Origin of the sequence: Halorubrum sp. SP9 (genome assembly GCF_005435015.1) — an archaeon.
GTDB classification, from domain to species: Archaea; Halobacteriota; Halobacteria; order Halobacteriales; family Haloferacaceae; genus Halorubrum; species Halorubrum sodomense.
Window position 1 is genome coordinate 1 of the sequence record NZ_SGXU01000733.1, and the last position, 228, is coordinate 228.

Genomic DNA, 228 nt, shown 5'->3' on the forward strand with positions numbered 1-228 from the left:
GGCGAGTTGAGCAGGATCGCCAGCGTCTCCGGCGTGGTGTTGAGGACGTGCGGCGTCTCGGAGAGCATCGCCTGTCGGTCCGCCTTCGAGGTGTCGCCGTGGCGGATCGCCTGCCTGACGCCCGGATCGTACGCCTCGTCGTCGCCCGCCGCGTCGTCGCCCTCGGCCGCGGCGACCGCATCCCCGATTCCCTCCAAGGGAGTCTCCAGGTTGCGCTCGATGTCGTTC

General features: G+C 70.2%; 1 protein-coding gene. It reads right to left on the bottom strand.

The window, feature by feature from the left end; all coding sequences use genetic code 11:
- Positions 1–228, bottom strand: a 228-nt coding sequence (locus tag EXE45_RS19155) for a hypothetical protein (RefSeq protein ID WP_137695213.1), incomplete at both ends; no start/stop codon positions are given.